The 25,352-nt window shown below is 64.3% G+C and carries 20 protein-coding genes and 1 other RNA gene; 7 read left to right on the top strand and 14 right to left on the bottom strand.

Translation table 11 applies throughout. The annotated features are described in order from the left end of the window. Positions 1-220: 220 nt before the first annotated feature. Positions 221-619, bottom strand: a complete 399-nt coding sequence (gene fur, locus ABE093_RS00525) for a ferric iron uptake transcriptional regulator (protein WP_430758915.1) — start codon at positions 617-619, stop codon at positions 221-223. A 113-nt stretch (positions 620-732) separates the two neighbouring features. On the opposite strand from fur, the gene ABE093_RS00530 reads away from it, so the two are divergent. Then, positions 733-1,143, top strand: coding sequence for an outer membrane protein assembly factor BamE (locus ABE093_RS00530; RefSeq protein ID WP_430758916.1), 411 nt, complete (start codon positions 733-735; stop codon positions 1,141-1,143). 4 nt (positions 1,144-1,147) lie between these two features. On the opposite strand, the gene ABE093_RS00535 is transcribed toward ABE093_RS00530, so the two are convergent. Both ABE093_RS00535 and ABE093_RS00540 read right to left on the bottom strand, forming a co-directional pair. Further along, positions 1,148-1,450: an RnfH family protein gene (locus ABE093_RS00535; RefSeq protein WP_430758917.1), complete on the bottom strand. Its 303-nt coding sequence runs from the start codon at positions 1,448-1,450 to the stop codon at positions 1,148-1,150. After that, entirely contained in the window at positions 1,450-1,887 is a 438-nt protein-coding gene (locus tag ABE093_RS00540; protein ID WP_430758918.1) for a type II toxin-antitoxin system RatA family toxin, read from the bottom strand. The genes ABE093_RS00535 and ABE093_RS00540 overlap by 1 nt, the downstream gene beginning before the upstream one ends. Positions 1,888-1,899: 12 nt before the next feature. Here ABE093_RS00540 and smpB point away from each other — a divergent pair, with 12 nt between their 5' ends. Next, positions 1,900-2,385, top strand: a complete 486-nt coding sequence (smpB, locus tag ABE093_RS00545; RefSeq protein ID WP_430758919.1) for an SsrA-binding protein SmpB — start codon at positions 1,900-1,902, stop codon at positions 2,383-2,385. 6 nt (positions 2,386-2,391) lie between these two features. Here the strand turns inward: smpB and ABE093_RS00550 are convergent, their stop codons facing one another. Then, a complete protein-coding gene (locus ABE093_RS00550; RefSeq protein ID WP_430758920.1) occupies positions 2,392-4,560 on the bottom strand; it encodes a CHASE domain-containing protein in 2,169 nt (722 codons plus the stop codon). Positions 4,561-4,608: 48 nt separating this feature from the next. On the opposite strand from ABE093_RS00550, the gene ssrA reads away from it, so the two are divergent. Then, positions 4,609-4,962, top strand: a transfer-messenger RNA (tmRNA) gene (gene ssrA, locus ABE093_RS00555). Between the two features lie 83 nt (positions 4,963-5,045). Here ssrA and ABE093_RS00560 read toward each other — a convergent pair. Beyond that, positions 5,046-5,717, bottom strand: a complete 672-nt coding sequence (locus ABE093_RS00560) for a YceH family protein (RefSeq protein ID WP_430760044.1) — start codon at positions 5,715-5,717, stop codon at positions 5,046-5,048. A gap of 143 nt (positions 5,718-5,860) precedes the next feature. On the opposite strand from ABE093_RS00560, the gene ABE093_RS00565 reads away from it, so the two are divergent. After that, positions 5,861-6,958, top strand: a complete 1,098-nt coding sequence (locus ABE093_RS00565) for a dipeptide epimerase (protein ID WP_430758921.1) — start codon at positions 5,861-5,863, stop codon at positions 6,956-6,958. On the opposite strand, the gene ABE093_RS00570 is transcribed toward ABE093_RS00565, so the two are convergent. The 5 genes from ABE093_RS00570 to ABE093_RS00590 form a co-directional block, all read right to left on the bottom strand. After that, positions 6,955-7,392 carry a hypothetical protein gene (locus tag ABE093_RS00570; RefSeq protein WP_430758922.1) on the bottom strand — a complete coding sequence of 146 codons (438 nt, stop codon included), beginning with the start codon at positions 7,390-7,392 and terminating at the stop codon, positions 6,955-6,957. The two genes, ABE093_RS00565 and ABE093_RS00570, sit on opposite strands and share 4 nt — an antisense overlap. 20 nt (positions 7,393-7,412) lie before the next feature. Further along, entirely contained in the window at positions 7,413-8,519 is a 1,107-nt protein-coding gene (locus tag ABE093_RS00575) for a class III poly(R)-hydroxyalkanoic acid synthase subunit PhaC (RefSeq protein WP_430758923.1), read from the bottom strand. A 1-nt stretch (position 8,520) separates the two neighbouring features. Then, positions 8,521-9,606 (bottom strand): class III poly(R)-hydroxyalkanoic acid synthase subunit PhaE, encoded by a 1,086-nt coding sequence (phaE, locus tag ABE093_RS00580; protein ID WP_430758924.1) that lies wholly within the window; start codon positions 9,604-9,606, stop codon positions 8,521-8,523. Positions 9,607-9,671: 65 nt separating this feature from the next. Then, on the bottom strand, positions 9,672-10,304 hold the full coding sequence (gene pssA, locus ABE093_RS00585; RefSeq protein ID WP_430758925.1) for a CDP-diacylglycerol--serine O-phosphatidyltransferase: 633 nt from the start codon (positions 10,302-10,304) through the stop codon (positions 9,672-9,674). A 37-nt stretch (positions 10,305-10,341) separates the two neighbouring features. Further along, complete coding sequence (locus ABE093_RS00590) at positions 10,342-12,075, bottom strand: 3-hydroxybutyrate oligomer hydrolase family protein (protein WP_430758926.1); 1,734 nt, start codon at positions 12,073-12,075, stop codon at positions 10,342-10,344. Between the two features lie 175 nt (positions 12,076-12,250). Between ABE093_RS00590 and ABE093_RS00595 the strand changes: the two genes are divergently transcribed. After that, positions 12,251-12,919 carry a response regulator transcription factor gene (locus tag ABE093_RS00595; RefSeq protein WP_430758927.1) on the top strand — a complete coding sequence of 223 codons (669 nt, stop codon included), beginning with the start codon at positions 12,251-12,253 and terminating at the stop codon, positions 12,917-12,919. Here the strand turns inward: ABE093_RS00595 and ABE093_RS00600 are convergent. Beyond that, a complete protein-coding gene (locus ABE093_RS00600) occupies positions 12,916-16,236 on the bottom strand; it encodes a hybrid sensor histidine kinase/response regulator (protein WP_430758928.1) in 3,321 nt (1,106 codons plus the stop codon). The genes ABE093_RS00595 and ABE093_RS00600 overlap by 4 nt on opposite strands. 136 nt (positions 16,237-16,372) lie before the next feature. Then, on the bottom strand, positions 16,373-18,619 hold the full coding sequence (locus ABE093_RS00605; protein ID WP_430758929.1) for a TonB-dependent receptor: 2,247 nt from the start codon (positions 18,617-18,619) through the stop codon (positions 16,373-16,375). A gap of 159 nt (positions 18,620-18,778) precedes the next feature. Here ABE093_RS00605 and ABE093_RS00610 point away from each other — a divergent pair, with 159 nt between their 5' ends. Together ABE093_RS00610 and dinB are read left to right on the top strand one after the other, a co-directional pair. Then, entirely contained in the window at positions 18,779-20,182 is a 1,404-nt protein-coding gene (locus ABE093_RS00610) for a GntP family permease (RefSeq protein WP_430758930.1), read from the top strand. A 16-nt stretch (positions 20,183-20,198) separates the two neighbouring features. Next, a complete protein-coding gene (gene dinB, locus ABE093_RS00615) occupies positions 20,199-21,287 on the top strand; it encodes a DNA polymerase IV (protein ID WP_430758931.1) in 1,089 nt (362 codons plus the stop codon). A gap of 78 nt (positions 21,288-21,365) precedes the next feature. Here the strand turns inward: dinB and ABE093_RS00620 are convergent, their stop codons facing one another. Together ABE093_RS00620 and ABE093_RS00625 are read right to left on the bottom strand one after the other, a co-directional pair. After that, positions 21,366-24,146 (bottom strand): TonB-dependent receptor, encoded by a 2,781-nt coding sequence (locus tag ABE093_RS00620; protein WP_430758932.1) that lies wholly within the window; start codon positions 24,144-24,146, stop codon positions 21,366-21,368. Between the two features lie 243 nt (positions 24,147-24,389). Continuing rightward, positions 24,390-25,352 (bottom strand): alpha/beta hydrolase, encoded by a 963-nt coding sequence (locus tag ABE093_RS00625; RefSeq protein WP_430758933.1) that lies wholly within the window; start codon positions 25,350-25,352, stop codon positions 24,390-24,392.

Consider the following 25,352-nt stretch of genomic DNA (forward strand, 5'->3'; position numbering starts at 1 on the left):
AGCGCGCGTGTTGTTGCTTCGCGGAGACTTGAAAGCAACAGCCCCGCGAGCTGTTGCTTTTCACTCAGCCCACCTGAAAGCATCCACCGGCGGCGCCGTGCGGTTCGTCCGCAGTGGCCGACCATACGAGGCATGGATGCCGAGTCGAGCCCCCATGGATGGGTTCACGGCGTGTCGGCCACTGCGGATAACCGCTAAGGGCGCACAGCCGGGCGATGCTTCACTTCTTACGCACGTACAGCACCAGCGCGTGGTCTTCCAGCGCGTAGCCGTGCTTCGCGGCGATCTGGCGCTGCAACGCCTCGATCTCCGGCGAGGTGAATTCGATGATCTTGCCGGTCTCCACATCCACCATGTGGTCGTGGTGGGTGCCGCGATCGAGCTCGTACACCGCGTGGCCGCCCTCGAAATTGTGCTTCAGCACCAGTCCCGCAGTTTCGAACTGGGTCAGCACGCGGTACACCGTCGCCAGCCCGACGTCTTCGCCACCGTCCAGCAACGCGCGATAGATCTCCTCCGCCGTCATGTGGCGGGGCTTGGCGCGCTCCAGCAACTCGAGCACGCGCAGGCGCGGCTGGGTGACCTTGAAGCCCAGGCTGCGCAGATCGCGGGTTTCCATCACATTCTCCAAACTCTGACAACGACCAGTGGCTGAACCGCCGCCTGCCGGCGCGGGGCGACGGCTGGGCGGGACGTGTATCATCCCTGAAATTCGTGACACTGCCTGTTCACATGCGCACATTCCTGCTCGCCTGCATCGCCGCCATCGCCCTGACCGGCTGTTTCTATCGCCAGCCCGTCTATCAGGGCAACCTGATGGAGAAGACCAAGGTCGAGCAGTTGCAGGCCGGCATGACGAAGGACCAGGTCGCCGAACTGCTGGGCCTGCCCTCGATCCAGGACCCGTTCCACCACAGCCGCTGGGACTACACCAGTACCGAGCGCGTCGGTCGTACCGGCAAGACCCAGATCAAGAACTTCTCCGTCTATTTCGAGAACGACCTGGTCACCAAGTGGGACGGCAACTATTTCGCCGAACAGGACGAGCAGCTCGCCAAGGACTCCATCAAGCGCTTCGGTCCCAACCTGCGCAAGGACAAGAAGAAGAACGGCGGCGGCGGAGACAGCGACAGCGGCGAATAAGCCGTCAACGCACGGTCCGGCGACTTTTCCGGGCCACGTCGCGCTGGACCTCGGCACGCGCGCGCCGCGCGGCCTTGGGATCCACCTTCAATCCACGCAACAATTCGACGCGATCGCCATCTGAAAGCAGATGGCGCGGCGTCACCCGCTGGCCGAATACCGCGATCCCGGCGACATCGGCCAGCGACGCGAATCCGGCCGCGGCGATCGCATCCTCCGCATGCGCGCCTACGGGCAATTCCACTGCCACGCGTTCGCAGCGATGCGGCCATGCCGCGACGACTTCGACGCTGATGGCGCCCGCCATCAAGGCAGCCCCGCCTTGTTGGCCACGCGGATGAAGTCATCGACCATGCGGTCGGCGAGGCTCTGCAGGCCAAGCGCCAGCACCGGCCCGAGCAGCGACGACGCCGGCTCGAACTTCAGTTCCAGCGCCACCTTGCAGGCGTGGGTATCCAGCGCGGTGAAACGCCAATGGCCTTCCAGGGTCTTGAACGGCCCGTCCACCAGGCGCATGTCGATGCGCAACGGACGCTCGCTGGTGTTCTCGGTCTTGAACCAGGTCTTGAAGCGGCCGAGCCCGATATCGAGGCGCGCGACGTAACGCCCTTCGTCCAGGCGCTCGACATTGGCGGCCTGGCACCAGCCAAAACGGTCCGGATAGCGCTCCGCGGCATCGACCAGGTCGAACATGGTCTCGGCGGAATGGGCCACGAGGGCGCTGCGTTCGATGGTGGTGGTCATTACAATACGGACATGAGCAAGACCAAGGATAAGGCAAATGGCGGCACCATCGCGTTGAACAAACGCGCGCGCCACGAATACCACCTCGAACAACGCGTCGAGGCGGGCCTTGCCCTGCAAGGCTGGGAACTGAAGGCGATCCGTGCCGGCCGCGCCAATATCGGCGATGGCTATGCGCTGGTGAACCACGGCGAGATCTTCCTGGTCGGCGCCCAGATCACCCCGCTGATCCAGGCCTCCACCCACGTGATCGCCAACGATCGCCGCGACCGCAAGCTGCTGCTGCATCGCCAGGAGATCGACCAGCTGGTGGGTCGGGTCCAGCGCGACGGCTACACCCTCGTCCCCACCGCGCTGTACTGGAAGGGCAACAAGGTCAAGCTCGAAGTGGCGCTGGCGCGGGGCAAGCAGACGCACGACAAGCGCGAAGCGAGCAAGGAACGCGACTGGAACCGCGAGAAGCAGCGCCTGCTGCGCCGGCACAACAAGGACGCCTGAGCGCCCTCAGATCTGGTGGTCGTCGTCGTTGTCGTGGAGAACGCCCGGCAACGTGAAGGCGAAACACGCGCCACGCCCCACTTCGCCCCGCGCCTGCAGGGTTCCGCCGTGGCGTTCCACGATCCGTCGCACCGTGGCGAGGCCGATGCCGTAACCGACGAATTCGGATTCGGTGTGCAGGCGCTGGAAGGGCTGGAACAATTTCCCGGCATACGCGGGATCGAAACCCACGCCATCGTCCTCGACGAAGAAATACCCGCCTGGATCGCGTCCGATGCGGATGTGCGCGGTCTCGCGATCGCGGGTGAATTTCCAGGCGTTGCCGATCAGGTTCTGCATCAGCGTCCGCACCAGCGATGCGTCGCCTTCGGCGTGCAGGCCAGGCGCGATCTCGACCTCGACCACGCGCTGCGGATCGCTCGCCGCGAGCTCGTCGACGATTTCGCGTGCAAGCGCCGACAAATCGAGTGGCTGGTGCTGCAATTCGCCGCGGCTCACGCGGGAAATCGTCAGGATCGCGCCGATCAGGTCGTCCATCCGGCGCGCGCCCTCGCGGATGCGCGACAAATACCCTTTCGCGGTGTCATCCAGCGCATCGGCGTGGCGATCCGACAGCAGGCGGCTGAAGCCGTCGATCGCGCGCAACGGCGCGCGCAAATCGTGCGACACACTGTAGGCAAAGGTTTCGAGTTGCTGGTTGGCCTCGCTGAGTTCACGGGTACGCGCATCGACGCGCAATTCCAGGGTGCGATTGAGCGCGCGGATGCGTGCTTCGCTGCGAACGCGATCGGAAATGTCTTCGGTCTGCACCAGCAGCCTGATGTCGACGCCATCCTTGGACGGGATCTTTCCGTACACCAGCGAGACATGCCGCAACTCGCCGTTGCGGCGGGCGAAGCGGCGGATTTCCATGCGCATCCCGCCCTCCTCGCCCTGCTCCACCAGGCCGACGCTGCCATGGTCGAGCAAGGCGGCGAAATGCGTGCCGCGCAAGGCCCCGATATCGCGCTCGAACAGGCGGGTGAACGCCGGATTGACCTCGACGATATCGCCCTTGTCGTCGAGCAATGCCATGCCGATGCCCGAGTGCACCATCGCGCTGCGGAACAGGGCCTCGCTGCGTGCATGTGCGCGGGTCATGTCGCGCGCCAGGACGTGCGCACGCGCCTGCGTCCGTGCCAGCAGGAAGGCGATCAGGCCGGTGGCCAGCGCGAGCGGCAGGCCCGACCACAACACCCATTGGCTGCGTTCGGCGCCGGCGTCCTCCTCGCCGAAAAACTCCAGCCGCAGCACGCGACCATAGACGGGAATGCTGCGCTCGATCGGCCCGCGGAACGCCTTGCCCGACAGGCCGGGGTCTTCCGCCAGCGTGATCGGCTTCCCGACGGTCGTGGCGTCGCTGATCCTCAGCTTCAATTTGCGCTTCACCGACTTCAGCGTCATGTCGATGAATTTCGGCATACGGAACGGGATATAGACCCAGCCCATCATGTTTGCCCGGCGCGCCGCGACCGTTTCCGGATGTTCGCCGCCGCGGTAGACCGGGGTATAGAAAATCATGCTGCGCACGCTCGGATTGCCGCCATCCAGGAACAACTCGACCGAACCGGACAACCAGGGATGGCCGCTCTCCATCGCCCGCTGCATGGCCTCGCGGCGCGTGGCCTCGATGTACATGTCGCGCCCGATGAGCGATCGCGTCGCTTGCGATGCCGGCGCGAGATAGATCACCGGCGCGTATTCCGGGCGAACGCCCCAGGGCTGGATGTTGATCATCTCGCCGGTGCGTTCCTTCCAGTCCTGCTGGAAACGCATCAGGTCGACGCGATCGATGTAGGGGCCATAACCAAGGCCGACCACCGCCGTGTAACGCTGTTCGAGATCGAGACCGGCGACATAGCTCTGCCACTGCTCGTCCGTCGGCAAGGTATCCCCGGCGATCAGCGACGCGCCGCCGCGCATGATCAGTTCCAGCGCATCGAGGCGCTGGCGCACAAGCGATTCGACCAGATCCGCTTCGGAATTGAGTTCGGCCATCGTTTCGCGATGGGCCACCGTCTGCTCGTTCCGCCAGATCAGCAGCACCATGATGGTGGCGCAGATTCCCGCCAGCACGCCGAACAGGATGGGGGCGTGCTGGTTGAATTGGTCGTGGGCGTCGGCCTGATTCGGCATTCAGGGATTCTGCCCTATACTGGCTGTGTCGGCGAGACAACGGTTCCCGGGGATGCACTGGATTCGACGGGGGTTGCGAAATCGCTTGGCGCATGCCGAGGGGGTAGCTTTCCTCGTTAATCCAGCTGCAAAAACTCAGACGCCAACGACGACGTCTACGCTCTGGCCGCTTAAGGCCTAGCCCCGAACCCGCTTGTGCCCGTGCTCGCGGATGTAGGGTCATTATCACGGGATAGGAACCGGTGGCGACCCGTCAGCAGGTTCCGAAATCAAAGCGGGTGTGGATGATGGTGTGCCTCGCACGGTGTGTTGCCATCATCCGAGACCAAACACCGAGCTAAGCATGTAGTGCCGGGCATGGAGTGCCTTCGGACGCGGGTTCGATTCCCGCCATCTCCACCACACCAGCCGACCGGGACATCCGGAAGGCACGAAAAACCCCGCGAAAGCGGGGTTTTTCGTTTCTCGACACCGTGCCGAAACGGTCAGGACGCTTCCGGCACAGGAAGCAATTGCGCGACAGCCTCACGCAACGCAGCCACTTCAGCTTCGAGCGCCAGCACCCGCGCACCCAAATCCGGCGACGGTGCAACCGCCGCGACAGGGGGTTCCCGGGAGTCGGTCACGACGACACTGTCTTCGGTCACGGGGCCGCCCAACAAATGGGTATAACGATCCTCGCGTTGACCGGGACCGCATGGCAATCGCACGACCAGTGCCGGTTGGCGCTGCACAAGACGGTCGAGTTGGTGGCGGACGTCTTCCACTTCGGCGAATTTGGCCATGCGCTCGCTGCGCGCCAACAATTCATAAGCGGTTTGCTTGCCGCGCAGCAACAGCAGCCCCAAAAGAATCGACTGCGGGGGCGTCAGGCTGAAGGCAGTCTCCACCCGATGCTCGTAACGATCGGCTCGCGACGAGAACGACTGCCGCACCAATCCCTTCTGTTCCAATTGGCGCAAAGCATGATTGGTATCCCCGGGCGAAAGTGACATGACAGGGTCGCGCCCGGTTTTCTGATTGGCAGCCTGTTGCGTCGCATTGATGGTCAGAGGATAGACATCCGGCGTTGTGACGGCCTTTTCGATCAAGCATCCCAGGACGCGGGCCTCGACCATGTTCAGCAACGGCAAGGGCGCGTTCTCTCTCGTCTCCATGATGTTTTCCGTATCCAAGTAAAAGATATCGGCTTCGCCGACCGGCCGAAGTGTACTTTGGCCGGTCGGCACGGACCGTGACACCAGACGGATCGCCGCAGAACACGGTTATGCTGCGAGCATCGCCACCGCCGCCGCATGCCATGAAGATCCGCTCCTTCCGCCTCGGGATGCTGCGCATTCCCTTGAAGACGCCGTTCAAGACCGCGTTGCGCACGGTGGAACAGGTCGAGGACGTGGTGTTCGCGCTGGAAACCGATGATGGCCATGTCGGCCATGGCAGCGCACCGGCGACCGCCGCGATCACCGGCGACACCCATGGTTCGATCATCGATGCATTGCGCGGCTACATCGGACCACGCTTGGTCGGCGGCGACATCGCGCAACTCAATACTCTCGTTGCGAGCGTGCAAGGCGCGCTTCAACGCAATACCAGCGCCAAGGCCGCGGCGGAAATCGCGCTCCACGACCTCTGGGGCCAGTTGCACGGCGCACCGCTCTACCTGCTACTGGGCGGCGGAGATCCCAAGCTCGAAACCGACATCACCATCAGCGTCGACAGCATCGACAAGATGGTTGCCGACAGTCTCGATGCGCTGGCGCGCGGTTTCACCTCGCTGAAGGTGAAAGTCGGCAAGGACATGGCGACCGACATCGAACGCATGCGCGCCGTCCACGATACCGTGGCCGGGCGCGCCCTGCTGCGCCTGGACGCCAACCAGGGATGGACGGCCCGCGAAGCGATCCACGCCATCCGCACATTGGAAGATGCTGGTGTCCGCATGGAACTGGTGGAACAGCCGGTGAAGGCGCACGACATCGATGGCCTGCGCGAAGTCACCGCCAATGTGCACACTCCGGTGATGGCCGACGAAAGCGCGTTCGGTCCACGCGAAACGATCGAACTGCTCCGCACGCGCGCCGCCGACATCGTCAACATCAAGCTGATGAAAGCTGGCGGCATTTCCAACGCACTGAAGATGGCCGACATCGCTGCCGTCCAGGGCGGCGAATGCATGATGGGCTGCATGCTGGAAAGCCCGATCGGCGTGACCGCGGCCGCGCATGTCGCGGTGGCGCGCGCGACAACGATCACCAAGATCGACCTCGACGGCCCTTCGCTGTGCACGATCAACCCGGTGCACGGCACGACGCGTTTCCATGAAGCGGAAATCGTGCTCGGCGATGGGCCCGGGTTGGGAATCGGGAAGATCGACGGAATCGAGTGGCTGTCGGCCTAGAACGGCCACCATCCCTGCCCCGTCATCGCGTAACGATCCGCCGCCTGCTCGAAACGGTTGCGATGACTGACTCCGCCGCATAGCAGGTACAGCGGCAGGAACAGCACGCCCAGGGCCATGTACTGGTAGACATGCGCGCGTTCGTGGTCGCCCAGCACGATGAGCGGCGTTTGCGCGATGCCCGCACGCTGCGCGTAAGTCACGCAGGGGCAATCGAGCGTGTCGCCGGTATGGAGAATGACGTTGCCGAAGGTGATCGCCCCGCCCGGCCCCCAGGGCCAGTGCTGGAACACCAGCGCGAGATCATCGCGACGCCAGCGCGGTTTCGCACCGAATGGCAGCGCAACGATGCCGAGCAAGGCGCCGATCAAGCTGTTCGGCAAGGTCCAGGCGGCACCCAGCAGCTGCAGCAGGCCGCGCGACAACGGATGCATCGGTGTCCGGACTCAGTCACTCAACGCGAGCGCCGGACCAGCCAGGTGTGGATGGTTTCCGGCACTTCGTGCTGGGCGCGGCTCGAGACGTAGATGCCGATGTGGCCGCCGCGGAAGCTGAGCTCGGTGTAGTCGTCGGTGCCGACTAGTCCCTTCAATGCCTTCGATGCATCCGGCGGCACCAGATGGTCCTGTTCGGCGTAAATGTTCAGCACCGGCATGTCGATGAAGCCGAGGTCGACCTCGCGATCGCCGATGGTGATGCCGCCGTTGACGAAACCGTTGCCCTGGTAGAACTGCTTGATGAACTGGCGGAAGGTTTCGCCCGCCTGGTCCGGCGAATCGAAGATCCACTTCTCCATGCGCAGGAAATCCTCGAGCGCCTTCTTGTTGTCGAGGATGTCGACCAGGCCGACGTACTTCTGCATGTTGAGCCGGAACGGCTTCAGCATCAGGTAGGAATAATTCATCAGGTCGGCGGGAACATTGCCGAGGGTGTCGATGAAGAGATCGACGTCGAGGCCCTGCGTCCAGTTCGACAGCATGTTGTCCGGCGTCTGGAAATCGACCGGCGTCACCATGGTGATCAGGTTGCGCACCTTCTCCGGATGCAGCGAGGCGTAGCACAGCGAGAAAGCGCCACCCTGGCAGACGCCGAGCAGGTTGATGCCGTGGACGCCATGCTTGTCGCGGAGGAAATCGACGGCGCCGCCGAGGAAACGTTCGATGTAGTCCTCGAGCGTAAGGTAGCGGTCGGAACGGTCGGTATAACCCCAGTCGATGACGTAAACGTCCTGCCCGCGTTCCAGCAGCCCCTTCACCAGCGAGCGATCGTCCTGCAGGTCGATCATGTAGGGACGATTGACCAGCGCGTAACAGACCAGGATCGGCGTGCGCGCCAGCGCCTGCTTCTTGGGATGGAAGCGGTAGAGCACGGTCTTGCCGTCGCGCCACACTTCCTCGCGCTCGGTCGCACCGTAATCGTAATCGCCGACATCGCGCAGCGTCCCCAGCCCGGCACCGAGCTTGGACTGCATGCCGATGGTTTCCTCGACCAGCGCTTCGGGCGTGAAGTTGAGCGGGCCGATCCTGTCCGGGCTCTTTTCGTTCGCGTCTTCTGTGGCCATGTCAGCGGCTCCGTGGACGTTTGCTGTCGGTGGTCTTGGCTGTTGTCGATGTCGTCTTCTTGCGTGCCGCCGGTTTGCGCGCGGCGGGCGCATCGCCAGCCGGCTTGGCTGCCGTCGACTGGCGGCGCAGCATGCGTTCGAGTTCGGCGATCTTGCGATGGGCGGAATCGAGTTCGGTGCGCGTCGGCAATCCGAACACCGAACACACCTGCTCGATCTCGCGCTGGACCTGTTGGCGCAGGCGCATTTGCGCATTGACCATTTCGCCGTAGACGCGGCGGAATTCGTCGGACAAGGCGATCTTGGCGTAAGCCTGTTCGGCGGCGTCGACCCAGACATCGAACAATGCGCGCGCGGTGGTGAGCTGCTTGCCGGGCGCTTCGTGCTTCACCAACAGCGTCTCGAACACGCCGACCGCGTCCTGGCTGGCCTTCAGCAGCAATGCGTTGTAAGCCGACAGGCGATCCTGGTATTCGACCTGCGATTGCATCAGCGACTGGATGCGTTCCTGGTGTTCGCGCGTCAATCCGAACGCCGGCATGCCGAGCAAGCTGTGGGTTTCGCGACGCCAGGCATCGAGCCACGGACGCGCGGCGTCGTACCACGCTTCAAGGCTGTGCGATTCCGCGCCCTGCAGGCCCTTGAACATGTCGAGTACGGCCTGGTTGCCCTGCCCGTCCATGACCTGCCGCCACTGCCTGGCGATTTCTGCGGCATCGGCATTCTGCGATGCGAGCTGCGCCGCCAACTTCTGCATTTCGCTCCACCACGTGCTGGCCTGCGCGTTCATGCGACCGGCCAAATTGCGCACGCCGTGATCGGGAACACCCATCGCCGCGTTGTTCCAGAACGCCATCGCCTCGCGCCAACCCGCGGGCGCACCGCCCATCATTCCGGCCATGCCCGGCATCGCACCCGGCATGCCAAACCCCGGCGCACCCATCATCCCCGGTGAAAATCCGAACGGCGATGCGTGGGGCGCACCAAAGGGCGACGCAGCCGCGCCACCGTTGCGCATCATGTCGTTCCAGGCCGTCCAGTATTGACGCGAAAGCTGCTCGAAATCCGCGGGCCAGGGCGAGTTCATGCGGTGTCGTCCGTGTGGAATGGGACGATGCTAGCACGCAGCGATGACGCGTCCGTGGTGCCGATTCAGGGCTTGGGAATGCGAATGGTGCTGATCATCAACGACCCCGACAGCGCGAACATCAGCACCAGCGGATGCAACTGCCAGCGACCGAGCATCACTACTCCGCCCCACAGGTTCTGGCCGATGTGGTTCTGCCACACCGCGATCGCGAGCACGACCACCAGCAGCAGGCTGGTCGGAATCGGCGTGCCCTCGAAATACTTGACCTTGCCTTCGGCGCCGGACAGTTGTTCCGCAGTGACGTTGTAGCGCGCCAGTCGACTCACGCCGCAGCCGACGAAGAAGCTGAGCACGATCCAGTCCCAGAGTCCCTGCATGCCGCAGGCGTAGGCCAGCGCCGCCGGCGCGACGCCGAAGGAAATCACGTCGGCCAAGGAATCGAGTTCGCGCCCGAGCGTCGAAGCGACCTTGCGCCATCGCGCGATGCGGCCGTCGAGCGCATCGAAGATGAAGGCCAGCGGGATCAAGGCCATGCCGACCAGCAAGTCGCCAGTGACGTCGTCCTGCAGGAAACGCATCGCCGCGAAGATCGCCCCGGTGCCGCAGAACGCGTTGCCCAGCGTGAACCAGTCGGCGAGCCGGAACTCGCGCAGCATGGAAAAACGCTTCGGTTTTCCGGATTCGGATCTGTCCATGCCACCAGACTGCCAGATCGGCAGCCGGGACGGCAAATCAATTCGGCAGACGGAGGTCGTCGCGGTTCAGTGCGGCATCGCCACGCGGCTTGGCATCGATTCGGACATCGGTGGTGGCGATGGCCGCATGACCTTCAATCTGCGCCCACACGCGATCCAGTCCCTCATACATGTACGGCAGCAGCGGCACGAAGCGTTGCGCATACGACGGGAACGCGAGGAAGGCGTCGAAGTGCTCGGCTTTGCCCACCGTCCAGTAGCCGACCGGGCGACCGGCGGCACGCGCAGCCGCCACCCACGGCGCACTGCTGAAGGCCGGCGGCACCAGGCCATCGTCGCTACCGTGGATCACCAGGATCGGGAAGCCTTTCTGCGGAACCTTGGCATGCGTCGCGGCGATGCCGTCTCGCACGCGCTTGCCGTCGACGGATGGATCCGTCCACAACGCGCGCAGGCAGCGTTCGCCGGCCAATGTGGCATCCGGCAAGGACATCTTCGGATCGATCATGCCGATGGCGTTGCCCGGCGGAATGCCGCTGCCGTCGCTCCACCATGTCGTGCGTTCGGCAGGCGTGGTCGGGCGCGGCTTGAGATCCGCGCCGATCGCCGAATAGTTGAATCCGCAGGGATGTTCGCCGGCGCGATAACGGCCGTATGCCGAGGCATAGGCGACCGCGACCGCGCGCCACAGGTCGAAGCCGACCGATGCGGCGCCGCCATGCAGCGCGGCATCGCTCCAGCCCTTCGCGCGCAACTGCGCATGCGCGGATGCCGCCTGCTGCGCGACAGTCTCGCCTTCGACCAGGCCGAGTTGCTTCAGGCTGGCGCAACGCTGGGTCCACACCGGTTCGACCTGCGCGCGCAGCGGCGGCTGCGGCAAGTCCGCGGCCGGCATGTCGAGCAAGGCGCAGGGCATCAGCAGTGCCGCTTCGGTGGCGAAGTCGTACAGCGGACGACCGCCTTCAGCATGGACGTTCGGCTCGCCGGCCACGACGCCGGACAACCAGCCGCCATCGAGTTCCGCCGCGCGCAACACCGCACCGCCGCCATTGGAAATGCCGGTCGCAATGATCTTCGTGTTCTGCGGCGTGAACGGCGCCTGCGCCGGATAGGCCTGGTCGAGCATGCGCAGCGCGAATTCCGCCGCCTGCTTCACGTGGCGGCCCCAGTCGGCTTCCGGATTGTCACCGGAATGCGCGTGCTTGAAGGCGATGCCGCTTGCACCAGCGGCGAGTTGCGGCTTGAAGGCATCGGCCTTCTCCGCGGCGATACGCTCGCCTGCGGCGTCGACGCCTTCACCGGCATCGATGTCGAAATAATCGGTGCCCGCCGCCTTGTCCGTGTGGACGACGGCGCAGCCCTTCGGCAGCCCCCATGCCGCGCCGACCGCCATCGATCCGTAGACGCCACGCGAACCCGAAGCAACCGACACCACCACGCAGCGCTTGCGCGCATCGAAGGCATCCGGCAGTTGCAGCACCACGCGATGCGGCGCATGCGCGCCCGGCAATGTCAGCAAAGTCGAGTATTCACGCCCCGGCACGCTGGCGGTGCTGCCGTAGATGGTGCCGTAACCGCCATTGGGCGAAAGATCGGCGATGCCGCGCCAGTTCGCCCAGATCGCGCGACGACGACGCTCGGCAGCCGTGGGATGCGTGGCGTCGGCGAACGCGGGCGGCGTCATCGCTCGCAGGCCATCGAGGCCGAGCCCGGCGGTGAGCAGGTCGTCGCCGTTGCGATGTTCGGTGATGGTGACGTGCGCTGCGTCCATGGCGTTCTTCGTGGCGTGTTTCGGGCGCGTGGCAGCGGCGACAGAACCGGCCGACACGAGGGCTGAAAGAAGGAGGATGAGCGGTCGCATATCGCGACAGTACCCGTTCGCTCTTCCATCCGCATCGTACTTTGGTGCGAGGCGGTGCGTTCCTGCGACTGCTAGGCTAGACCCGATGCCCACGGTACTGATCGCCGACGACCACCCGCTGTTCCGCGCGGCCCTGAAACAGGTCGCGGCCGATGCCGTGAGCGACATGCGCATGCACGAAGCCGATTCGCTGGACGCCGCACTGGCCGTGCTGGACGCGCATCCCGACATCGACCTGGTGCTGCTCGACATCCACATGCCCGGCAACCACGGCCTGACCGGGCTGGCGGCGATCCGCGCGCAATATCCGCAGGTGGCGGTGATCGTGGTCTCCGCCAACGACGATCCACGGGTCGTCCGCCGCGCCCTGGACCATGGCGCCGCCGGATTCCTGCCCAAGGTTTCCGGTCTCGACGAGCTGCATTCCGCAATTCGCGCCGTGCTGGCCTGCGAGCGTTGGCTGCCCGACAGCCTGCGTGCCGCCGTCGAGCACGCGCATTCATCGTCCGACGATCGCGCCCTCGCCTCGCGCCTGGCCAGCCTGTCGCCGCAACAGTTCCGCGTGCTGCAGATGGTCGCCGAAGGCCTGCTCAACAAGCAGATCGCCGATCGCCTCGACATCCAGGAACGCACCGTCAAGGCCCACGTTACCGCGATTTTCGAACGCCTTGGCGTGCGCAATCGCACCCAGGCCGGCGTGGTGTTGCGCGAACTGGAGCTCGGCGATCCCAGTCGCCACGTCCCGCTGGTTTAAGCGACACGCACCGCCGACGCCAGCACGCGATCGAGCACCGATTTCAACGCCAATGGCCGCAGCGGTTTCCGCAGCAGCGTGAGGCCGTGCTCGAGCACGTCGCGACGCGTTGCACCGCCGTCGTCGGCGCTCAGGATCAACGCCGGGCGCATGCCGAAGCGCTGCGCCAACTCGTCGTGCAAGGCGATCCCGGTGAGTCCACCATCGAGGTGATAGTCGAACAACCAGGCATCGGCTCCGGACGACGTCATCGCGGCGATTGCAGACGCTTGGTCCGTTGCAGTGGCCACTTCGTAACCCCAACCGCGCAGGAGCAATGCCAGCGCATCCAGCGCCTGCGGATCGTTGTCGACGGCGAGGATGCGCACGCCTCCCGATTGTCGTTGCGTCATCGGCTTGACCGCCTCCGGCGCTTTCGCCCGCGGAATGTCGATGGAAAACACGCTGCCGCGACCGATCCGGCTGCGCAGGCCGATGCGCGAATCCAGCAAGGTCGCCAGTCGATCGGCGATCGCCAGGCCAAGACCGAGTCCCTGCCCCGGCACGTTCTCGCCACGACGGAACTCTTCGAAAATCATCGCCTGCTGTTCGGGCGCGATGCCCGGCCCGGTGTCGTGGACTTCCAGTCGCAGACCACCATCCATGTACCGGACGCCCAGCAGCAATGATCCTTGCGCGGTGTAACGCACGGCGTTGGCGAGGAAATTCTGCACGATCCGGCGCAGCAATCGCGGATCGCTGTCGACCCAGGCGTGCGTCGGGCGATAGCGGAAACGCAACCCCTTCGCCTGCGCCAGTGCCGCGAACTGCACCGCCAATGGATCCAGCACTTCCGCCAACGGGAACGCGCGCGGCTCCGGCACCAGTCCGCCGGCTTCCAGCCGCGACATGTCGAACAAGCCTGTCAGGAGATCGGTCGTGGAATCGAGCGCGCCGTGGATCTGCCCGACCACGCGCCTGTGCTCGATGTCGTCCAGTTGCTGCGTCAGGGCATCGGCGAACAGCTGCGCCGCATGCAGCGGTTGCAGCAGATCGTGGCCGACCGCGGTGAGGAAGCGCGTCTTGGCGTCATTGGCGCGCTCGGCTTCGCGACGGGCGGCATCGAGCAGATGCGTGCGTTCGTCGACGCGCTGTTCCAGCGTGGCGTTGATGTCCTGCAATTCGTTCTGGGCGCGGCGGAACGCAGTGACATCGGTGAAGGTGGCGACGAAGCCGCCGCCAGGCATCGGATTGCCGCGAATTTCGATGATGCTGCCGTTCGGGAATACCCGTTCCGACAGATGCAAGGTGCCGGCGCGCATGTGGGCGAGGCGCCGCTGCAACGCACGTTCGCGGTCGCCCGATGGATGCATCCGTTCCAATGCCCAACGGCTCAAGGTCTCCACCGGCATCCCGACTTCCAGCAAGCCGTCAGGAAATCCGAACAATTCCTGGTAACGGGCGTTCCATGCCACCAGCTTCAAGTCGCCATCGACCACGCTGATGCCCTGGCTCATGTTCTCGAGCGCACCCTGCAATACGCGCTGGTTGAAGTTGAGGTCCTTGGACGCCTGGTCGACGATCATCGCCACCGTGTCGAGTTCGGCGCTGGTCTTGCGGCGCGCGGTATCCAGCAGCAACCGCGCGGATGCGCTGCCGAGCAACGCGGCCAGTTCGCGTTCGACCGCATCCGATATCTGCGGCGGCACGTCGCCTTTCGCCGGGGCATCGGCCAGCAAGCTGCTGATGCGTTCCAGCCCGAGAAAACGCATGCCGGCGTTGCGCAAGGTCGCGACGTCGAAGCGCTCACGCTCGCGCTGTTGCTGGCGCGGCAACCAGAAGGCGACGGCGAGCGTGACGGCGGTCGACACCAGCAGGCTCACGCCAACCGCACGCGCCAGGCGTCCCCAGCCCGTCAATGCCAACAGGTGATCCGGAGCGAGCCAGCGCCAACCGAACGGCCCCTGCTCCACCAGCGCCGGCGAGATCAAGCCGGCATCGCCAAGCAGCGGCACCAGCATCGCCCAGGCCCAGGCGACGAATCCCGCGATGATGCCGACCGACACCGCGCGCGCCGGCATCTGCGGCTGCCACACCGCGAACGCCATCGCCGGAGCGAGCGTCGCCAACGCCGAGAACGACACCGCGCCGACGTCGGCCAATGCGACCTCCCCAGCGACCGCACGGCCATATCCCCAGGCAAGAAAGACGATGACGAGGATGCCGATGCGCCGCAGCATCAACACGCGTCCGCGCAGATCGCCGCCGCCGCGCGCCCAGGCCCCGCGCAACAGGCCCGGCGCCAGCCAGTGGTTGCCGATCATCAAGCTCAGGGTGAGCAGGCTGATCACCACCATGCCGGTCGCCGCAGCCATGCCGCCGAGGTAGGCGAACAGCGCGAGGCCGGAATTTCCGTGCGCCATCGGCAAGGCGATCACGTAGAGATCGGAACTGACGCCACCGGCCAATTCCGCGCCACCCATTCGGGCCAGCGGCAGCAGCGGCAGCGAGATCAGCAGCATGTACAACGGGAACAGCCAGCGTGCCGTGCGCAGATGCGATTCCTGCCGGCATTCCACCACGCCGACGTGGAACTGGTGCGGCAAGGTGAACATGGCGAGCACGCCGAGCAGCACCAGCGGCGCGAAGCCTTGCCGATCCGGTGGCTGCTGCAGGGTCGCGGTTGTCGCCAGTTCGGAATGATTGCGCGCCACGAAAATCCCAAGCGCGAGCATCGCCGCAAGCTTGAACAGCGACTCCACCGCCACCGCGAACACCAACCCGCGGTTGTGCCAGCCGACATCGCGGGTGCCGAACAACATGGTGAACGCCGCCATCACCAGCGCGATCACCAGGCCAACATCGATTCCGCCGGTATCGGCTTTTCCACCGATGCCGTGAGTGAGCAGGCCATAGCCCATCGCCACCGCCTTGAGTTGCAAGGCGATGTAAGGAATCAGGCCGAGGATCGCGATCAGGGTGACGATCGCGGCGAGGCGCGGATCGCGGCCGAGGCGTCCGGCGATGAAGTCGGCGATGGAGCCGGCGTGGACTTCGCGTGCGCGACGCACCAGCCCGATCATCGCCGTGCCGGCTAGCGCGTAAAGCAAGATGGTGCCGACGAAAGTCGGCGGCAGCGGCCACTGGTAGCGCGCGGCCTGGGTGACGGTGCCGAAGAAGGTCCACGACGTGCAATACACCGCCAGCGACAGCGCGTAGATCCAGCCCCAGTGCCGCGACAGCAACGCCGGCCGGCGATCGGCGAACAGCGCGGCGGCGAAGATGAAGGCCAGCCACGCCAACGCCACCAGCGCGACCCATGCGCCGCTCAAGCCCATGCGGACTCCCTGCTGGCGAATGGAACTGGTGGCGCGATCATCCGTCGAGGATAGGGCCTGCGCCCCGCGAGCGCATGCCGGGCCCGATCACGACGCGGACATCCACCGCATCGTGTCGGGCCGGCCGCGACTCCCCTCAGAAGTCGTAACGCACGGACAGCGTGTACTGGCGCGGCGCGCCATAGAAGCCGGTGCGGACGCCGAGCGCCGGGATCACGTAACCGGTGGTGAGGTACTTGGTGTTGTTGAGGTTGCTGCCCTGCAACGACACCGTCCACGGCTTCGACGGCTTCCAGATCACGCCGGCGCCGATCAGGCCATAGGCGCCCTGCTCGATCGGCTGCGTGTTGACGCCGGTCACCGGATCGTGGGTGACTTCGGTCGTCGCGACCACGCTGCTCTGGCGCGTGTAGCTCACGCGCGCGGTCAGGTCGCCCGCGCTGCCGAGGCTGGTGCGGTATTCGGCATTGATCGCGCCGGAGAACTTCGGCGCATTGGTGAACTTCTGCTGGTCGGCGATGTTGAAGTTCTTGTACATGTATTCGTCGAATTTCGCGTTCAGCCAAGCCAGGTTGCCCGTCAGCGCGAAATGCTTGCTCGGCAGCCACTGGTACTCGAACTCGAAACCGCTGACCGTGCCCTGGCCGGCGTTGGTGAAGTCGCCGAAGAACGCCTTGGTGTTGGCCGGCGTGGTGTATTCGGTGAACACCGAGAGCTGGATGTTCTTGTACTTGTTGTGGAAGTACGCCATGTTGAGGAACAGCGACTGGTCGAGCAGCGCCATCTTGCTGCCGATTTCCAGGCTGTCCACGCGCTCGTCGCGGAACGGTTCGGCCGAACGCGGCACCGCCACCGATTGCGCGCGGATGTTGTAGCCGCCCGACTTGAAGCCGCGCGACGCCAGTCCGTAGACCATCACGCCGGGCGTGATCTGGTAATCCAGAGACAGCTTCGGCGAGACGTTCTTGAAGCCGATCGACTTGTCGAAGTCGGCGGCGATCACCCCGCTCGGCTTGGTGAAGGTGCCATCGGTATAGCCGATGTTGTGGACGATGGTGTGCTTCTTCTCGTCGGTGTAGCGCACGCCCGCATCCAGCTTGAACTTGCTGGTCAGGTCGAAGGTCCAGTCGGCGTAGACGGCCGTGCTCTTGGTGTAGACCGTGCCGCGGGTATCGCCGAAGGACAGGTTGAAGAAGTTGTTCAGTACCTGGCCGCCGGCATCGCCGTCGAACTGGTAGATGCCCATCACGCCGTGGGCGCGACCACCGGCATCGTAATTGACCTGGATCTCGTTGCTGGTCTGGTGATCGCGATAGAACGCCTTCACGTCCGCGACCTTGTTCGGCAGCGTGTCGAAATCGATGTTGGTCTCGGTATTGGACTGGCGCTTGGCCCAGACGTACTTGAGCGCCCAGTTCTCGTTGAGCTTGACGTTGGCCGTCATCGACAGGCCATCGAGCTTGGTGTGGTTGACGTCGGGCATGCCGTTGCGCACGTCGTAACGGCTCGCCATCGGCGAATAGGTCGGCGCGAAGGGATTCTTCGCCAGCATCTGCGCCCCGCGCACGCCCGATTCGTCATCGGTATGGTCGTAGGCGAACTGCAGGTCGAACTTTTCGGTCACGTAGGCGCCGACGGCCAGGCGCCAGGCGAAGATGTCCTTGTCGCTGACATCGTGGCCGCTGGTCAGGTTCTTGCCGAAACCGTCACGGGTGAGCTTGGCCATCGACAGACGCGCACGCAGCGCCTTGGCATCGCCGAAGGCGTCGCCAACCGCGAACTTGACATCGCGCTCGTTGTAATTTCCGACCGTGCCCTGCACGAAACCGTTGAAGTTGGTCGCCAACGGCTTGGTCACGTACTTGATCGCACCGCCGATGGTGTTCTTGCCGTACAGCGTGCCCTGCGGGCCGCGCAGCACTTCGACGCGATTGACGTCGAGCAGATCGAACAAGGCGCCTTGCGGACGCGCGACGTAAACGTCGTCGATGTACATGCCGACGCCGGGATCGACGCCCCACAGCGGATCGGACTGGCCGACGCCACGGATATAGGCGGTGATGGTGGTGTTGGAGCCACGCGCCGCATACAGGGTGAGATTCGGCACCTGGCCCTTGAGGTCGCCGAGGTCCTGCACGTTGAGCTTGTCCAGCGCCTGCGAGGTGAACGCGGTCACCGCCACCGGCACTTCCTGCAAGGTTTCCTCGCGGCGACGCGCCGTCACCGTGATCGATCCGAGCTCGCCATTGTTCGACGCCTGCGGCTTGTTGGCCTGCGCGGACGGCTGGCCATCCTGCGTCGCCTGCTGGGCGTGGGCGGCCGGACCGGCCAGGCCGAGCGCGATGGCGAGGCAAAGTGGAGCGTGACGATGGGTGCGGCGCATGGATGTGTTCCTCTCGCTGATGACAGCCGGGAGCGGATTCCCCCGAGATGGCATGCAGACTAGGCGGAAGCCGGCGCCGGCCACATCGTACCTTCGGACAAGGGCGCGCCGGACCGTGACTGCGCACACTCCACGGACGTTTCCTTGCCGGATGTCCCGATGGCGTTCCTGATCGTGCTGGCCGCGCTGTGCTTCCTGATGTTCGTGGCCTATCGCGGCTACAGCGTGATCCTGTTCGCACCGATCGCAGCCCTGCTGGCGGTGCTGCTGACCGATCCCGCGCTGGTCGCGCCGATGTTCAGCGGCCTGTTCATGGACAAGATGGTCGGCTTCCTCAAGAACTACTTCCCGGTATTCCTGCTCGGCGCGGTCTTCGGCAAGCTGATCGAGATTTCAGGGTTCTCGCGCGCGATCGTCAGCGCCACCATCCGCGTGGTCGGCGCCAGCCGCGCCATGCTCGCCATCGTGCTGGTCTGCGCGCTGCTCACTTACGGCGGCGTCTCACTGTTCGTGGTGGTGTTCGCGGTCTACCCGTTCGCCGCCGAGCTGTTCCGCCAGGGCAACATCCCCAAGCGGCTGATCCCCGGCACGATTGCCCTGGGCGCGTTCACCTTCACCATGGACGCCCTGCCCGGCACGCCGCAAATCCAGAACATCATCCCGACCACCTTCTTCAAGACCAACACCTGGGCCGCGCCTTGGCTGGGCGTGGCCGGATCGATCTGCATCTTCGTCATCGGCATGGCCTACCTGGAATGGCGTCGTCGCACCGCCTTGCGCGCGGGCGAAGGCTATGGCGATCCCGCGCAGCTGCGCAACGAACCGGCGCCGTTCACCGGCGAGAAGCTGGCGCATCCGCTGATCGCGATCCTGCCGCTGGTGCTGGTCGGCGGCGCCAACAAGTGGCTGAGTTCGGCGATCCCGACCTGGTACGGCGCATCCACCAGCTTCGTGCCGGCGGTGATCGGCAAGCAGGCACCGGTGGTGCAGGAGGTCTCGAAGATCGCGGCGATCTGGGCGGTTGAAGGTGCATTGCTGCTCGGCATCCTCTGCGTGCTCGCATTCGCCTGGCGCGACGTCATGAAGCAATTGGCCGAAGGCAGCAAGGCCGCGGTCGGCGGCGCGATGCTGTCGGCGATGAACACCGCCAGCGAATACGGTTTCGGCGCGGTGATCGCCGCCCTGCCCGGTTTCCTGGTGGTCGCCAACGCATTGAAGGCGATCCCGCATCCGCTGGTGAACGAAGCGGTCACGGTGACCGCGCTGGCCGGCATTACCGGATCGGCGTCGGGCGGCATGAGCATCGCGCTGGCGGCGATGGCGGACACCTTCATCGTCAACGCGCAGGCGGTTGGCATCCCGATGGAAGTGCTGCATCGCGTCGCGGCGATGGCATCGGGCGGCATGGACACGTTGCCACACAACGGCGCGGTGATCACGCTGCTGGCGGTGACCGGGCTCAACCATCGCCAGTCGTACAAGGACATTTTCGCGATCACGCTGGTGAAGACCTTCGCGGTCTTCGTGGTGATCGTGCTGTATTCGCTGACCGGGCTGGTTTGAGGCCTAAAATGCCGGGGTGAGCACCCCGCGCAAGATCATCCACGTCGACATGGACGCGTTCTACGCGTCGGTGGAACAGCGCGACGATCCCACGTTGCGCGGGCGCCCGGTGGTGGTCGCCTGGCGCGGCAGCCGTTCGGTGGTATGCGCGGCCAGCTATGAAGCGCGCAAGTTCGGCGTGCGTTCCGCGATGCCTGCGGTGCGCGCCGAGCGGCTCTGCCCCGACGCGGTCTTCGTGCCGCCCGACTTCACTCGCTACAAGGCGGTGTCGCAGCATGTTCGCGGGATCTTCGCCCGCCATACCGACCTGATCGAGCCGCTGTCGCTGGACGAAGCCTATCTCGACGTCACCGTACCCAAGCGCGACCTCGGAAGCGCCACCGCGATCGCCGAATCGATCCGCGCCGATATTCGCGAGGAACTGGCGCTGACCGCGTCGGCCGGTGTCGCGCCCAACAAATTCCTCGCCAAGATCGCCAGCGACTGGAACAAGCCGGACGGATTGTTCGTGCTCAAGCCGTCGATGGTCGATGCCTTCGTCGCCGCGCTACCGCTGGGGCGACTTCCCGGCGTTGGCAAGGTCACCGAAAGCCGTCTCGGGGAATTGGGATTGCACACCTGCGCTGACGTGCGCGCGGTCGATGTCGAAACGATGGAAACGCACTTCGGCCGCTGGGGACGCCGCCTGCACGAACTCGCCCACGGCATCGACGAACGCGGCGTCAGTCCGGAACGACCGACCTTGCAGATTTCCGCGGAGGACACCTTCCCGCAGGACCTGCCGCTGCACGCGCTGGAGGAACATATCCATCGCCTCGCCGAAAAAACCTGGGCGGCCTACCAGCGCGAGCGCGGACAGCATCCGGATCGCCATGCCCGCACCGTGGTGCTCAAGCTCAAGACCGGGGATTTCCGCACCCTCACCCGCTCGCTTACGGAATTGCCGTTCCCCACGGATGCCAATGCACTGGCGGTCGTCGCATCGCGCCTGCGGGAACGCGTCTCGCTGCCGGAAGACACCTTGTATCGACTGGTCGGCGTTGGCGTTGCCGGCTTCATCGAACAAGGCGATGCGCCGCAGGACGAGTTGTTCGGCATCGATTAAGAACCGCCACCGTCCTCCACCCAAAAGAAAACCCCGCCGCGCGAGCGACGGGGTTTCCGTTTGCAACGTGATGCGCGATCAGAACTTGTAGCTGGCACCCAGCAGGATCGTGCGACCCCACTTGATGTATTCCAGCGGACGGTCCTTGGTCGTCGCATAGGTGCGGTAGGCCGAGTTGGTCAGGTTGTTGGCCTGCAGCAGCAGGCTCAATCCCTTCAACGACGAACCTTCGCTGAAGTTGTAGCTGACCTGGGCATCGGTGATGTTCTCGCCGACGACGTAACGCAGCGTACGGTTGCCATTGAAGTTGCCGATTTCGCCGATGAAGTCGGAGCGACGACGCTGGCTGATGCGGGCCTCGAAACCGTTGCGCTCGTAGTAGGCGGTCAGGTTGTAGACGCGCTTCGACAGACCCGGCAATGCAATCGGGTTGTTGCCCACGCTCGACTGCGAGCCATCCGGCGGCGGGATCTTGATGCTGCTGTCGTTGAAGCTGGCGCTGGCGACCACGCCAAAGCCCTTCAGTACCGGCGTGAACATCTCGAACGGCAGCGAAGCGGTCAGTTCGATGCCCTGCATCTTGCCGCCCTTGCCGTTCTGCGGCGCGGTATAGGTGCCGTGCGTCTGTACCGGCACCGTCATGCCTGCCGGCGGAACATATTGGGCAACGTACGCGGACCAGTCATAGCCATCGACCGTCTGGTTGAAAATGTAGCTGGTCAACTGCTTGTAGTAGTACGCGGCGGAGACATAGGCCTTGGTACCGAAATACTTTTCGTACGACAGGTCGAAGGCATTCGCGCGCCACGGCTTCAGTTGCGGATTGCCGCCACCGCCGCCCGGCTTGCCGTTCGTGGTGTTGACGCCGAAACCGACACTGGCGCTCATGTCGTCGACGCGCGGGCGTGCGGACTGCTTGGCAAGCGCAACACGCAGCGCCTGGTCATGCGGGAACGAGAAGGCGAGATTCATGCTCGGCAATACTTCGTTGTAGGTCGCGCCCAAGGTCACCGGCACCGCGCGGAATCCGGCGGGGCTGGCGTCGCTGATCGTCGAGTTCGCGCTGGAAGACTGCTTGACGTGCTGGACCTGCAGACCGATGTTGCCGCGCAACTGGACATCGCTACCAAGCTGGGCATCGAGGTTGGCCTTGAGGTAGGCAGTTTCGATCTTTTCCGTCAACGACCAGGTCTTCGCGATGAGCCACGGCTGGTCGATGGCGGGGTTGAACACCATGTAGCGCGCAACCGCACCCGGGACGTTCCACGCCGGGATGTTGCCGACGCCGGCAAAGCCGAGATTGACGGTTCCGTACTGCAGGTCCGAAGCGATCGCCGTGGGGCCCTGTGCACCAAGATTGATGTTGCCTTCCGGCTGCTTCTTGTTCTTTTCCCGGTCGGCGTAATTGAGACCGACCTCGAAATCCGAAATCCACTTGGTCACGGCTTCCGGCGCGGCAAACGAGGCCCCGACCTTGGCGCTCTTCAGCGTGTCATGCACTTCCGGCACCTTGCCGTAGCCGGAGCCGTAGATGGTGTTCTGCAAATACAGCTTCGACGGATCGGAATAGTTCAGGCCGGGATTCAATTGCGAGAAATTGTTCGAGAAATACCCGAGTTTCAGCGTGTCCAGCTGCGGCGCCGGATACAGCTGGGTATTGTTCTCGAGGCTGAGCTCCTTGCGATCGGCATGCGAATAGCTCAGGTCGGTGAACAGCTTGACGTTGCCAAGATTGAAGTCGTTGCGCCAGCCGAAAGCCTTGATCTTGTCCTCGCGCTTGTCGTACATCCCGCGCACCAGCGGATAGAGGTTGGCCGCAGTACCGCCTTCGAACGTGCCATTGCCATTGATCACCGGGCTGGTGACATTGATACGGCCGTAGCCGCCGTTGTAGTCACCGAGGTTCACTTCGAACTGGTTGGCGGTGTCCTTGTGTCCCGCCTTGGTGTAGAACAGATCAAGCGTGCTGGTCCAGGTCTTCGACGGCTGGTATTCCAGAGTCGCCATCACCGCATCGCGCTTCTCGCGACCAGTGCGGCGCAGCGCCTTGATACCTTCGGAATACCAGGTGCCGGCGGGCACACCCGGACGCCAACCGGCGCCGACCTGCTCCCACGGTTCATACAAACCGACCTGCTGCTCCTGGATCGGGTTTTCAGAATGCGAATAACCAAGCGCCAAGCCGAAAGTGCGGTTGGCAAACTGGCCGATATAGCTGGCGTTGATGCGATTGCCATTGGCGCTCTGCCCACCCGCAGAACCCAGCGAATTGCGCTGGCCGCGCACACCGATCGCCGTCACCGACTTCGAGAAATCGAGCGGGCGCACGGTGCGCATGTCGATGGTGCCCGACAGACCCTGACCGACGAGACCGGCATCCGGCGTCTTGTAGACGGTCACGCCCGCCATCAGTTCCGACGGATACTGGTCGAACTCGACACTGCGGTTGTCGCCGGTGCTGACCATTTCGCGGCCATTGAGCAGCGTGGTCGAGAAGTCCGGCGAGAGTCCGCGCACGCTGACCACCTGGGCGCGACCGGCGACGCGCTGCGCCGACAGACCCGGCAGGCGTGCAATCGATTCTGCAATGGAAACGTCGGGCAGCTTGCCGATATCTTCCGCGGAGACGGCTTCGACGATCGAGGTCGCATTCTTCTTGGTGGTGATGGCGCCTTCGATACCGCGACGGATACCCGTCACGACCACCGAGTCGAGCACATTCTTCTCGTCGGCCTTCTTCTTCGCATCCTGCGTTGCCGCCGTGTCGTTGGTGGTGGACTGGGCTTGCGCCGCGGTTGCCACCATACCGATCGCCGTCACCAGCGCCACGCTCAGCATGTTCCGCTTCAACTGCATCATTGCTTTCTCCGGTTTTGCGCCTCGGTGCCTGCGCACCATTGGGGTCGGATCGTAGTCAAAGCTTTACGAATGGATAACTTTCTGCATACGTATTCATCACAAATCGTCATAATTTCGGCTATTTGGCACGATCCAAATGCTTTTGGCACCGCTTAGACGACGGGCGCGCAGTAGTTGAATAGGAGGTTTTCTATCGACTTGCTGCACCGCAACGTCACCCTGCGTGCCACATCACGACAGCATTCATTTCGATGACGGATTCAGCCACAGCAGGAATGCAGGCAGCATTCGTGCCCAGCTCTTCTGATTGTGTTCGCCGCCGGGCAAACGGTAGAACACCGCAGCGGATGCATCGGGTTTCGTCGCGTAATCGATATCGATCGAATAGCCGAGCTGTTTCAGCCCCTTGTGGACGCGGCCGTCATCGCCCGTCCAGCCCTGCATCAGGTCGAGCACGTCATCGATCACGTCGATGATGCCGTCGCCATCGCGATCGCCCTTTTCCTCGGCATCGCCGGCGGCAAAGAAGAATCGGGATCTGGATGGCGGTGGTGTCGTTTCCACCAAGGCATGGGCGATGCGCGTAGCCTGCACGGCGCGCGCATCGCTGCTATCGGTCGATAGCCAGAATGAAGGCGAAAACGCGCCGGTTCGACCGAAAATCTGAGGGTATTGCCAACCCACGGAAAACGCGTTGATCGCACCCAGCGACCAGCCCAGCAGCCAGCGCGAATCGGCGTTGCGGCGCGTCTGCCAATGCGCATCGACGTACGGCACCAAGTTGTCCGCTAGCCACTGCGAATAGGCCTGTGCATTGGCGCCAACCGCACCGTATTTGGTCGGCGCGACAACCGACACGCCTTTCGCGCGATCCGAAAGTCCGTACCCTGCCATGCGATCCTGCGGCATGTCGATGGCGACGACGATCATCGGCTTGATCAGGCGGTGTCGATACAGGTCATCGAGCGTTGCCTGCAGGCCGACCGCCTCCATGTCCTGGCCATCGTTGATGTAAAGCGTCGGGTAGCGCGCCGCGGAGCCTGCGCGATATCCCGGAGGCAACCACAAGCGCACGCGCATCGGCTTGGGCGATACCATGGGCGCATCGAGTTTCACCTCGACCGGCCCACGTGGTGCCGCGAATGCCTGCACCGGCAGCAGGCCAAGCAACAGCGCCAACGACAGCATGCGCGGCGCGCGTTCCAT

It is taken from the genome of Solilutibacter silvestris (assembly GCF_050574925.1).
Classification (GTDB): domain Bacteria; phylum Pseudomonadota; class Gammaproteobacteria; order Xanthomonadales; family Xanthomonadaceae; genus Solilutibacter; species Solilutibacter silvestris_A.